At 27.3% G+C, this 12911-nt stretch carries 12 protein-coding genes; 2 read left to right on the top strand and 10 right to left on the bottom strand.

Features of this window, described 5'->3' with window-relative positions; translation table 11 throughout:
• Window positions 1-42: 42 nt before the first annotated feature.
• From GQX97_RS00360 to GQX97_RS00335, 6 genes are all read right to left on the bottom strand, one after another.
• Window positions 43-540 (bottom strand): hypothetical protein, encoded by a 498-nt coding sequence (locus tag GQX97_RS00360; protein ID WP_157149988.1) that lies wholly within the window; start codon window positions 538-540, stop codon window positions 43-45.
• On the bottom strand, window positions 537-1409 hold the full coding sequence (locus GQX97_RS00355) for a sigma-70 family RNA polymerase sigma factor (RefSeq protein ID WP_157149987.1): 873 nt from the start codon (window positions 1407-1409) through the stop codon (window positions 537-539). The genes GQX97_RS00360 and GQX97_RS00355 overlap by 4 nt, the downstream gene beginning before the upstream one ends.
• Before the next feature lie 8 nt (window positions 1410-1417).
• Window positions 1418-1858 carry a DUF721 domain-containing protein gene (locus GQX97_RS00350; protein WP_157149986.1) on the bottom strand — a complete coding sequence of 147 codons (441 nt, stop codon included), beginning with the start codon at window positions 1856-1858 and terminating at the stop codon, window positions 1418-1420.
• Window positions 1859-1866: 8 nt separating this feature from the next.
• On the bottom strand, window positions 1867-2682 hold the full coding sequence (locus GQX97_RS00345; RefSeq protein WP_157149985.1) for a lipopolysaccharide assembly protein LapB: 816 nt from the start codon (window positions 2680-2682) through the stop codon (window positions 1867-1869).
• Window positions 2642-3484, bottom strand: coding sequence for a hypothetical protein (locus GQX97_RS00340; RefSeq protein ID WP_157149984.1), 843 nt, complete (start codon window positions 3482-3484; stop codon window positions 2642-2644). Before GQX97_RS00340 ends, GQX97_RS00345 begins: the two co-directional genes overlap by 41 nt.
• A gap of 82 nt (window positions 3485-3566) precedes the next feature.
• Entirely contained in the window at window positions 3567-4838 is a 1272-nt protein-coding gene (locus tag GQX97_RS00335; protein ID WP_157149983.1) for a serine dehydratase subunit alpha family protein, read from the bottom strand.
• Between the two features lie 220 nt (window positions 4839-5058).
• Here GQX97_RS00335 and GQX97_RS00330 point away from each other — a divergent pair, with 220 nt between their 5' ends.
• A complete protein-coding gene (locus tag GQX97_RS00330) occupies window positions 5059-6258 on the top strand; it encodes a dicarboxylate/amino acid:cation symporter (protein ID WP_157149982.1) in 1200 nt (399 codons plus the stop codon).
• 105 nt (window positions 6259-6363) lie between these two features.
• Here the strand turns inward: GQX97_RS00330 and GQX97_RS00325 are convergent, their stop codons facing one another.
• The 3 genes from GQX97_RS00325 to ychF all read right to left on the bottom strand — a co-directional run bounded on the left by GQX97_RS00325 (window position 6364) and on the right by ychF (window position 9895).
• The gene (locus GQX97_RS00325) at window positions 6364-7449 is read right to left on the bottom strand and encodes a hypothetical protein (RefSeq protein WP_157149981.1); all 1086 of its coding nucleotides are present in this window, start codon (window positions 7447-7449) and stop codon (window positions 6364-6366) included.
• Between the two features lie 19 nt (window positions 7450-7468).
• Window positions 7469-8722, bottom strand: a complete 1254-nt coding sequence (locus tag GQX97_RS00320) for a chloride channel protein (protein WP_157149980.1) — start codon at window positions 8720-8722, stop codon at window positions 7469-7471.
• 72 nt (window positions 8723-8794) lie between these two features.
• On the bottom strand, window positions 8795-9895 hold the full coding sequence (gene ychF / locus GQX97_RS00315; protein ID WP_157149979.1) for a redox-regulated ATPase YchF: 1101 nt from the start codon (window positions 9893-9895) through the stop codon (window positions 8795-8797).
• Window positions 9896-10415: 520 nt separating this feature from the next.
• Here ychF and GQX97_RS00310 point away from each other — a divergent pair.
• Entirely contained in the window at window positions 10416-11402 is a 987-nt protein-coding gene (locus GQX97_RS00310) for an aromatic ring-hydroxylating dioxygenase subunit alpha (protein WP_157149978.1), read from the top strand.
• A gap of 65 nt (window positions 11403-11467) precedes the next feature.
• Here the strand turns inward: GQX97_RS00310 and GQX97_RS00305 are convergent, their stop codons facing one another.
• A complete protein-coding gene (locus GQX97_RS00305; protein WP_157149977.1) occupies window positions 11468-12877 on the bottom strand; it encodes a sodium:alanine symporter family protein in 1410 nt (469 codons plus the stop codon).
• Window positions 12878-12911 lie beyond the last annotated feature (34 nt).

Genomic DNA, 12911 nt, shown 5'->3' with positions numbered 1-12911 from the left:
TACTTCGTATAGCCTAAAAATTATAAACCATGTTTCTTTTACTTATTCTATATTTATATCACACTCATAATAATCTGTTTTTATATTATAATCTCCATCAACTAACTTTAATTCATAACTCTCTTTATCGCCCCAAATATTAATTATCTCCTCTTTGTTTTTATGTATTATGCAATATTTTTTTATATCTCTAATATTTAAATAATATTCATTTTCGTATTTGCTTATCTCTATGTTTTTATAAATATAGCTTTTTTCAGTATTATTCTCTCCCCTACTCAAAAGCGGTGTTAATATAGAAAAATAATTAAAGCTGTCAATTATTCCATTTTTTATTTTAATAGAAGCCTTATTAATAGATTTCTCAAACATATTAGAATCTTCTATATTATCCATTACAAATAAATCAAACCTTAAACTATTAACTCTATTTTGAATATTAATATCATTTTCAAGTAAAGATAAAAATTCTTTTGACACCTCTAAGTCGCTTACATATCTTATAATCTCTTCTTCATATTTTTGAACATTATTATTCATAGCTTAAAACTCTCCTTTAATTGAGTTTTTATCTTTTTTATAATCTTTGTAACAGCATTAACAGTAATATCAAAAAGCTTAGATAAAAAGTCATAGCTAACAGTAACTTTAATAGATTGCAATTTTTTTATTCGCTGTTGTTTTTTGCTAGCCAAATGTATAGTAAAAATTCCTTTTCTATTATTTTCTGCAATTTGTGAATTAATATTTGCTATAGAATCTTGAAGCTTTATTATATCATTATATTTATGTATGTAAGTAGCCCTTGCTTTTTCAATAATAGAATATGCCTCTTCATAAGAAATATTAAAATAATTCATTAATGGTTTTGAAACAAGATTTATAAATAGCTCCAAATTATGCATAAAGAATGTTAGAGAATCCCTCTCATTAAAAACACTCTCTATATAATTAAACATCTTCAAACTGATACTTTCTATATCATCAGTACTGTCTACATAATCGCTTAAAGAATAACTTTTTGTGTCATATAACACATCATGCAAAGTATAAGCCTCTCTATTACAAATCGGAGCATCTATAGAAACTTCTTCTACATTATTATTATGTTTTTCTTTTCTCTTTTTATAATCTACATAATTTAAATAACTATTTCTTAATGTATAAGTAAACCAAGTGATAAACTTAACTTCAGTCTCATTATATTTTAGTATAATATTTTCTATTCTCTCCAGATAATAGCAATAAAAATCTAAAGCACTTTCATGATTAATTCCAAATGCCTTTCTTGGATAATTATAAATATATCTAGATAAATGTTCATTAATCTCTTTTAATGTAATTACACTTCTAGTAGACTTATAAATAGATATACTCTTTTTTATATATTCATCATCAATAAGAAACATTTTATTATTTAATCCTCTGCCTCAAGTAAAATATTATAAAATTTCTCTCTCATTTTCTCATCTTCTATATTAGATTCTTTTATAGTTTTATCAGCCCATTTTTTATGTTCTTCAGTTATAGTTTTTTTTATATAGTTTTTTTTGTTATTATTTTCAAAATTATTATTATTAATATCATCTATTCTTGTAACAAGATTATAAACTACAATATTAGTTTCATTTTTTATATTATTAAATATTTTTATTTTATTCATAACAATCTCATTAGCCCATACACTGTCTATAACATTAACTGTTAAAATACCATTTCTAAAAAATGAAGGATAACATATCTTAGATAAAACATCACCCATAATTATATTCCACTTATTGGCAATTTTTAAATATGAATATAAATTAGTATTTCTCTTGTTTGAATATTCATTTAATATATCTATAATCTCTTTCATAAGTATTATTACTGATTTGTGTTGTTTAGTATATTATTAGTATTAATTGTATTAGTTGTATATGTATTATTAGTAACAATTTGATTTGTACTTACTATAGGCTCTATTGAATTAACTTCTGTGTCTTCATTATGAGTGGTTTCAACAGTATTTGCAACTTTTATGTTTTCGTTTGTATATCCCAAGTAATTTTTAACTCTATTTATAGATTCAGCCACATTTCTATAAGTTTTATCTATATTATAAACATCTTCATAAATCTTTAAAGCTGATATATAATTTTTATCTCTTTCATAAGTAGCAGCCAAATTAATCATATATACAACATTATTAGTGCTATATATATTAGCCTTCAAAAAAGCAGCCTCAGCTAAATTATAATCTTCAGTATAGAGATATAATAATCCCAAAAAATTATTCATATAAGCATCATCAGGATTTAATATTAAAGAGTGTCTTATAGGTTCGATAGCCTCATTAGTTCTACCTAATTTATATAAAGCATAACCTTTCTGGAAATAAAGCTTATGAGAAAATCTATTCACTATAATACCATCTCTTGCCACTCTAAGCATATTATTATAATCTTTCATATACATATATGAATTTGCAAGCATCTCATAATATTCTATTTTTAGTACAGGCGTAGTTTTAATTTCATATTCTAATAATTCTGCAGCTTTCTTATAATTTTTGGCTCTATAAAACATATATGCATTATTAATATTAGAAGCATCATAGGTAAAACTTAAGCTAAAAAAAACTAAAAATAAAACAAATATTTTAATTTTCATCTTTTCTAAAACTTTGTAATCTAAAGTCATTAATCATAGCAGAAGCATAAGCTATAGTAGCATTATAAATATCTTCTTTACTTTTTCCTTTAAAGAATGAATATACCCTTGGAGATTGAGAGCTAAGAGATTCAGGCAATATAATATTATTTTCAAAGCTATTTTTTAAAACCATCATTTTTATAGCATTCATTTTATCAATAAAAGAATGAAGCAAAAATCCAGCCTCTTTTAATATAAACTGCTCAAATCTGCTTGAATTATCACCTTTATCTAAAGCATACACATAATCGCTAAACATTTCTGGAATGCGTCTCTCACCTATTGGAGTTACAAATCTCTGAAATTTATTATCATAATCTTTCAAAGCTGTTTCTACTATATAATCACTAGCAGGTCCGCTTGAAAAATATCTTACAACAGAAAAACATTCATATAATTCTCTAAAAGCACCATATAAATGCTGAAGTTCATAATCAGCCTTGTCATGCAATTTAGCTTCTGGATATTTTTCTACTGCATTTCTAAATTTTTCTATCATATTATCAACTTTTTTCATGAAAGAGTTTTCTTTTGCTTTTTCTTCTTCAGCTTTCTTTCTTTGTGCTTCTTCTTCTTTTTGAATTAAAGTTGTTTTAATATCTTCTAATATTTTAAGTTCTAATAATAAAAAACTAGATAAATCCTGCCTCTTCTCTAAAGCTTCTCTATATCTATTATTAAAAGAATCTACATTATATATTCTAGCACCATATTTCTCAGCACCCTCAGCATAATCTTTTCTAATTTTTGCTAAAGTTGCATTAATTTCTTTATCACTTAAACTAGGCATATTAAAATCCCCTAATATTATTAATTATAAATAGTTTATATATTATACTATATTATAAAAAATAAATAAATAAAAAAAGAAATTATTTTTCTATCATAATATTGAGTATTTCAACATCGGTAGCCTTCATGCCTTCTTTAGCCATTCTTCCTATGCTGTCAATAGTAGCCTCAACATCATCTTTTACAAGCCCATCACCAGACTTAAATACTTTACCATCTTTAGCCATATTAAAAGCAAGTATTCCGCAATCAATAGCCTCAGCAATCTTTGAAGCACAAGAAGATTTAGCTCCATCGCAAACCATTCCGCCTATAGTACATAAAGCATTAATTATAGTATCAGATATTTGTTTGTATGTAGCATCATGCAAATAAGCAATACCAGAAGCAGCACCAGTAGCAGCACATACAACTCCGCAAAATGCTGACAATTTACCTATATGTTTCTTTTGTAAAATAGCTATTAAATTAGATAACACTAAAGCTCTGTATAATTTTTCTTCAGATACTTTTAAATGTGATGCATATTCTATTACAGGAATAGAAGCAGTAATCCCCTGATTACCACTTCCCGAATTTGTAACTACAGGCATAGCACATCCGCCCATACGAGCATCAGAACCTGCAGAAGCATAAGCTTTTGCCTTATTTCTTATATCATCTTCCCCATAATATTTTAATAATGTTTTTCCAACAGAAGCACCATATTCATTTTTTATACCTTCTTTGGATATAGCTGTATTCATATTTATTTGTCTTGATATTACATCTTTTATATCTTCTATTTTTACTTCGTTAGCAAAAGTGTATATATCTTTAACGGTGAGAGACTCTCTGTCTGTATTAGAATTTGAAGAAGAATTGTCATCAGATTTAAAAATTTCTTTGCCGTCTTTAATTATTTTTGTAATATTAGTGTGTCCATTTCTTATTTCAACTATAGCATTAGATTTTTTATTTTTAGCTTCAATGATAATATATAAGTTTTCAACGTTTTCTATAAGCTCGCACTTACAAAAATCTGTTTTAAGTAATTTTTTTGTATTGTCAATATCTTCTTGTTTAATACTGCTTAATACTTCAAGATTTTTACTAGCATCTCCCCCAACTATTCCCAAAACAGCTGCAACATCAATTCCTTTAAGCCCATTAGAATTAGGAACCGTAACACCTTTTACGTTTTTAATAATATTTCCGCTGCATTTCACTACAACAGATTCAGGCATGTCTCCCAAAACCTCTCTTACTTTAGCACCAGCAAAAGCTATAGCTATAGGCTCAGTACATCCCAAAGCAGGAACTAACTCCTCTTTTAAAATATTAATATAATTATCATACAGCTTTTTATCCATTTTCTATATCCCCTAATTTTTTATACAATTTAAAGTATATATAGTTTTATATTAAAATCAATATGTTATTATTACATTGTACCAAAATTGTAAATTTACAGCAAATAATATTACTATTTGTAGTTATTAAATACAAAAAAATGTGATTTTTTATTTACTTATTGTGATTTTTGTATATATTAGTAATTATAAATATTTTTAAATATTTTAAGGAGTAAAAATGGAAAAAAAATTTAAACTTGGATTAGTGCCTAGGTTGATTATTGGAATTTTACTTGGTATATTTTTTGGTCAGCAATTTATACCAGAAGTAATATCTAGAGTCATAGTAACTGCATCTGGTATATTCAGCTCTTATCTAAAATTTGTAATACCTTTGATGATAGTTTCTTATGTATCTATGGGTATAGCTGATTTAAAAGAAGGCTCTGGTTTTTTACTGCTTATAACTTGTATATTGGCCTATGGTTCTACATTAATTGCTGGTTCTGCATCATTCTTAGTTGCTTATAACTTGTTTCCTAGCTTTATGAGTGCTGATGACATTCAAAGAATTGCTGATGCTGCTGGTAATTCTGTTGCTCCTTATTTATCTATAACTGTAACACCTTTACTAGATACTTTAGCTGCTGTTTTATTTGCATTTATAATAGGTCTTGGAATATCTACTATGAGAGGCAAAGAAATAGGAGATTATCTATATCATGTTTTCAAAGAATTATCTACTATAATAGACAAAGTTTTGCGTGTATCTATAATTCCTTTACTTCCTCTTTATATTTGCGGTACTTTTGTTGATATGACTAGATCTGGAAAAACTTTTGTAATATTAGGAATATTATGGAAAGTATTTATAGTAGTAATCATAATGCATTTACTTTATTTATTAATAGCATTCTTAGTATCTGGCTCAATAGGAAAGAAAAATCCTTTTATGCTTATGAAAAACCAAATTGCAGGATATGCAACCGCTTTAGGTACACAATCATCTGCTGCTACTATACCTGTTAATTTACAATGTGCTGAAAAAGATGGAATATCTGAACAAATAAGAAATTTCGTAGTTCCTCTCTGTGCTAATATTCACATGGCAGGTTCTATGATTACAATTACAGCATGTGCTACAGCAGTATGTTTAATGAATCAGATTCCTATAACTTACAGCACTATACTTCCATTTATTGCTATGCTTGGTATTGCTATGATAGCTTCTCCCGGTGCTCCCGGCGGTTCTATAATGACAGCTTTACCATTCCTTTATATGGTTGGTCTTGGCGGTCCTGATAGTCCTTTAAGTGCTATAATGGTTGCTCTATACATTACTCAAGACTCATTCGGTACTGCTTGCAATGTATCTGGTGATAATGCTTTGGGGCTTATAGTTGATACAATATATAAAAAGAAAGTTGTAAAAGCTTAAGTTAATAATTAAAAAATTATAGCCGTCTATTATTTTTAGGCGGCTTTTTGTTGTATTATTTAGTTAAAATATAGTTATTCAATTATATACTAATAATTTGCAAAATTATTTAAATATATCTTCAAATTTTTTCAATTCTTTCTGATACTCTTTTGATATTTTATTTTTTAATTTTTCATCTTTTACAATATCACAGCATAATAAAACTTTTTCGTATAATTTCAAATAAAAATGAAAATGTTTATTTTTAAAAGGCTCGCTAATGAAAGCCCATATTTCTTTTTCTATTTTCTCATTATTAATATTAAGCATTATATCAGCTGCTCTTTCTATTATATGTCTACCTAAATTAATATTATAAAATTTATCATCTTGAATATTTTTTATATTATTCATATATTTTGATATTAACTGCCAAGCATAATCATGTTTATTATTATCAATTAAAGATTTAAGATAAGTATCTAAAGCAAAAACTATATCCCAATTACTCTCATTTTCTTCAACAGCCATTTCAAAAAGTTTTTTAGTAGTTTTAAGTAAAGATTCTTTATCTTCTATAAGTTCCTCATAATATTTTAATTTATTTAAATTCTTTTTGTCCCATTCTTTTATATTGCTTTTCCATATATCAACAAGTTTTGAACACAATCTTAATTCATCAATATCTATAAAATACGATATTATAGAATCTATATTTAATTGATCTAATCTTTCATTATAATAATTATAATAATCAACACCATAACCGCAATTACAATCAAAGTTTGCATTTTTTGCTTTATCAAATAAATATGCATATTTAGAGAGTAATTTATTTATATCATCATTATAAAGTTTAACGAATAAAAAACTCATAATTTCTAAAGAAGTACCTATTCCCTGATAAGAATTAGTTTGCCTATCTTTTATCTCTTCTTCAAACAAAAAAACAAGTAAATCTTCAAATGATTTTTTATTCATTAAGTAGTTTATATTTTTATGATAGAGTATAGATAAAACTAATTTTAATCTTTCATTATATTTTTTATCTTTTGTATATTCCACCTCATTATCTTTTTGATATGCAAATATATTAACTTTATCTCTAAATTTTTTTTCATCATTATTTTCTAAACAGTTTAATAATTCTTCAAAAATATTATAATATTCTTTTAAATAATCATTAAATAACTCTTGATGAAACTCCATAATATCTCCAAATCATTTATTAATCATTATGATCATATATAGAAGTTACTCCAAGAACCTTAGCTACCATATATGATATTATAGCGACTATCATAAGAGCAACGAAATTTGATACAGAACTTGAGATCTCTAATATTAATATACATACCATTATAGGTGTTCTTGTGATACCTGACATCATAGAAGTAATGCCCAACACTATAAACAAATCTCCATACATAATATATTCTGGAAAATAATGTACCAAAAAAATATCATACAAAGAACCTATAGACGAACCAAGTATAAAAGTAGGAAAGAATACTCCCCCCACAGCTCCAGATGTAGAGCATACTGATGTATAAAAAAGTTTAACAAATATAAGTATAACTAGCATATATATAGGAAACTTATCCATTACTATACTTCCTATAAGCAAATCACCACTTCCTAATACATAAGGAAAAAACATTATCATAATACCAGCAGTTATAAAAGCAGGTACAGGGCGAAGTATATCATTTTTTATATTCTGATAGAATTTGTTAAATGTGTTCATTAGTATATTTTGAAAAGAAGCAAGAAGTCCGCATATTAATCCTAAAGGAAGTAATGATATATAATGTCTTACTTCAAGTATTCTAGGCAAGTTAAAATTAAGTATCATAGACTGCCCTAAAATATGCTCTATTACAAGTATAGAAGATATTGAAGAGAGTGCTATACAAACAAAAACTATATGATTTTTATTTTCCTTAAGCTCTTCAAAAGAAAAAGCAATCCCCGTAAATGGTGCACTAAAAGTAGCAGTCATACCCGCACAAGCACCAGATATAATAAGATATCTTCTATATTTGGATATATGACTATAAAAATGTTTATGATAAAAAAGCCCAACAAGTGTACCTATATGCATAGAAGGGCCGGCTCTTCCAAGTGAAAGACCGCTTGCAAAAGATATCATACTACCCAAAAGTTTTAATATTATTTCAACAAAAATATTTTTAGGTTCATTAAGCGATAAATAATAATTTATTTGAGGAACTCCCGCACCTCTTATCTGAGGGTAATGTCTTAGTATTAACCCTATAAGAGAGCCAAGAGCTATTAAAACTATAAACATTATTATAGGATAATACCATTTGCTAAGAATAAAATTTGAAACATAAAAAATATTAATACTTAGTCTATATAATATCATCCTATAAAAAGATACTATAAACCCAACCGTTGCCCCTATAAACGATGACAATACATATAGCTTAATATACTTCGCCTCAAAATTCAGTTTCATTTTATTATTATTTAATAGTTTTATATATTTTTATTTGGAATTAAACTTTTTTAAACTCTTATAGAAAGTAAGTTAAACATTGAACCTAAAAGTTACAACATCTCCCTCTTGCATAAGATACTGTTTGCCCTCAAGCCTAATAGCACCAGCCTCTTTAGCCTTAACAAAACTTCCAAGCTCTAAAAGTTTATCACAGTTAATAACCTCAGCACTAATAAATCCCCTCTCAAAATCACTGTGTATAACCCCAGCAGCCTCTGGAGCATAAGCACCTTCTCTCACAGTCCAAGCCCTAGTTTCATCTTCTCCAGAAGTAAGGAATGTTAAAAGCTTTAATAATTTATGTCCTGCCTTAGTTAATCTCTCTACTCCAGATTCTTTAACTCCCAAATCTTCTAAATAGCTTAATCTCTCCTCTTCGTCCAAATCCTGCAAATCTGCTTCTATTTTAGCACTGAAAGGTATAAGTTCTATATTTCTTTCTTTGGCATAATTTTGAAGTGTTACATAATGAGAATTTTTTTCTGGGTTAGCTAATTCATTTTCTGATAAATTAGCCCCTATCATCATGCTCTTTGATGTTAATAAAAATAATGGTTTTAATATATCTTTTTCTGTGTCGGTTAAATCTAAACTAAATATTGGCTTAAAATTATTTAACTCTGGAAGTATTTTTTCAAGTAATGCAATCTCTTCTTCTACTGCTTTTGCTTTGCTTCCTTTAGCAACCTTTTTTTGTCTCTCCATTCTTGCATTAAGTGTTTCAATATCTGCAAGCATAAGTTCTGTTAATATAATGTCCAAATCTCTTAATGGATCAACTTCTCCTATATGGGTAATGTTTCCATCTTCAAATACTCTCACAACATGAAGAACTGCATTTACTTCTCTAATATGTGAAAGGAATTTGTTTCCAAGCCCTTCACCCTTAGAAGCTCCCTTTACAAGTCCTGCTATATCAACAAATGTAGTAGTGTTATAAACTTTCTTTTTTGATTTAAAAAGATTTGCTAGTTTATCAACTCTTTCATCTTTTATTATAGCAGTGGCTTCGTTTTTATCTATAGTACAAAATGGATAATTAGCTGCCTCTGCGTGTGCATTTGTTAGTGCATTAAAAAGTGTTGATTTTCCTACGTTTGGAAGTCCTACTATTCCTATAGATAAAGCCATATTATTATTTCCTTAAATTAATTTATTAAAAAAAATTGAAAAACTGAATTATTTTCTATAGTATTATATATTAAAAAATATTAATAACAAGCGTATAAAAGATTATAATTGTAGTAATTTTATAAAATTTATATTATTAATATGTTTTGTATATACTAAAAATTTTTAAGTTTATTAAAATTTATTTTTTTAAATTATTTGCAGGGCTTAGCCCCATGCGAAGCGTGCCCGTAGGGTAGCACCCAACTTCTTTTGCCTATAGGCACCTACTCGGTATTGGTATAAAAGAAGCAAAAGAACTATATTTTATGAAGTCCATACCAAATAAATTATAAAAAGCTGATAATATATCTATAAAAAATAGAAATTTATAAAATATAATTAATTTCAATATTTCACAAAGCTTTTATAATTAATAATACATCTATAATTTATTATAAAATTCATCTTATAAAATGTTTATTTATTAAAATAAAGATATATAATTATGAAATGTTGATATTAAATTAAGGACAAACATATGATATACAATATGTGGTATGGAGTGTTAGACTCTAAAGAAATAAAGAAAAGTAAACCTCTCTTCGCTAAAAGATTAAATAAAAATCTAGTATTCTGGAGAGATGAAAATAATAATATATGCTGTATAGAAGATAAATGCTGTCATAGGGGGGCTTCATTATCCTCTGGAAAAGTATGCGGTAATAATATAGCTTGTCCTTTTCATGGTTTTCAATTTGACAAAAACGGTAAAGTTGTAATGATTCCTGCTAATGGAAAAAACACTAAAGTTGATGAAAGATTTTTTGTTGAAAGCTATGAGGTGAGAGAGCTTTATGGCTTAATATGGTTATGGTATGGTGATAAAGATAAAATTAATGATAAGATAATGTTTCCGGATGATTTGAAAGATAACAAGTTTTCCTACTCAACAATAAAAGATGAGTGGCATAATCATTATACAAGATGCATAGAAAATCAGCTTGATGTAGTGCATATTTCTTTTGTTCATTACAACACAATAGGCAAAGGAAATAAAACTTTAGTTAATGGTCCATTAGTAGAGATAGATGAAGATAATAATATATTAAAGTTTTATGTAAACAATGTAATTGACAATGGGCAAAAGGCTTTAAGTGCTTCAGAAATGAAAAAAGAAGATTTTAAATATTTTTTATATTTTTATTTTCCTAATATTTGGCAGAATTATATATTTGATAAAATGAGAGTGTTTGGAGTATTTGCCCCTGTTGATGATGAGAACACAGTTATTTATATTAGATTTTATCAAAAACTTGTAAACATACCTATAATAAAAAATATAGTAAACTTTATAGGCAAAAAATTCTCAGCTTATGTATTAAAGCAAGATAAAGATGTAGTAAAAACTCAAAGCTCTAAAGAATCATATTTAGGCATGAAAGAAGAGAAACTAATAACAGCTGATATGCCTATAATAATTTATAGAAGCCATAGAGATAAATTAAAAAAGTCTAATAATAAATAAAAAAGACTTGCAGATTATTTACAAAAAAACCTAACAAGTCTTTTAATATATATTATAGAATCATATTAATTAGATTTATTCTTTTTCTCTTTTTTGAATCTCTTATAATCTTTTACAAGTGAAGATACAAGCGGACTTAATGCCAATATACCAAGAAGGTTAGGTATTACCATAAGACCATTAAAACAGTCAGCCAAAGACCATACTAAATCAACTTTAAGAGTAGAGCCTATAAATATAAATACAACCACAACTAAAGCATATACTTTTGTAGCCTTTTGACCAAATAAAAATTTAATATTTTGTTCTCCAAAGAAATACCAAGCAATAATTGTAGAGAAAGCAAAGAAAAGCAAACATAAAGCAATGAATATCACACCAGCATGACCAAATTTCATCTGAAAAGCAGTTTGAGCTAAACCAATACCTTTTAAAGATTCAGCTATTAAACTATGCGATTCTAAATTATAAACATGATTTTCTAATATTCCAGAAGTAAGTATTACTAAAGCAGTTAATGTAAGTACAATAAAAGTAAAGAATACTCCCATCATAGCAACAACCCCCTGCTCGCAAGGATGATCCACTTTAGCAATAGCATGAGCATGCGGAGTAGAACCCATACCAGCCTCATTAGAGAATAATCCTCTAGCTATACCAAAACGCATAGCCTGCTGTATTCCTATTCCTAAAGAACCGCCTATAACAGCTTGAGGATTAAATGCTGATACAAATATCATATAAAAAGCATGAGGTACTTTTGTAATATTTAAAAGTATTAATACAATAGCCCCAACAAGATAAGATATAGCCATTATAGGAACAATTTTTTCTGTAAATGATGCTATTCTCTTAACACCGCCTAAAAATATAAATCCAGAAATAATAGCTACTACCACTCCCACAACTTTAGTATTAACAGGAAAAGAATTAGAAAAAGCAGATGATATAGAATTAGACTGCACCATGTTTCCCATTATACCCAAAGCCAAAATAATAAGAATAGCAAATAACCCAGCTAAGAATTTACCAAATCTGCCTTTATAAGCAGCCTGTATATAATAAGCAGGTCCACCTATCACTTGACCATCTTTATAAGTTTTAAACTTCTGAGCTAATGTAGCTTCAGCAAATATTGTAGCCATACCTAAAAAAGCAGATACCCACATCCAAAATATAGCACCGGGACCTCCAGCAACTAAAGCAGTAGCAGCCCCAGCTAAATTACCAGTACCCACTTGAGCAGCAATAGATGTTGCAAGAGATTGAAATGAACTCATACCATGCTCATCAGCAGCACTTCCTTTCAAAGATACAGAACCAAATGTTGACTTAAAACTATCTTTAAACTCTCTTATCTGTATAAATCTTAAACGTATAGTAAAATAAAGACCTGTACCGCATAAAAATATAAGTAATGTATAATCCCACAAAAATGAATTAATCTTTGAAACCAACTGTTCAATAATATACATTATATCTCCTAATAATAAATGTAAAAATCATTAC

Origin of the sequence: Brachyspira sp. SAP_772 (assembly GCF_009755885.1) — a bacterium.
Taxonomy (GTDB): domain Bacteria; phylum Spirochaetota; class Brachyspiria; order Brachyspirales; family Brachyspiraceae; genus Brachyspira.
This window is presented reverse-complemented; position numbering and strand designations above follow the sequence as displayed.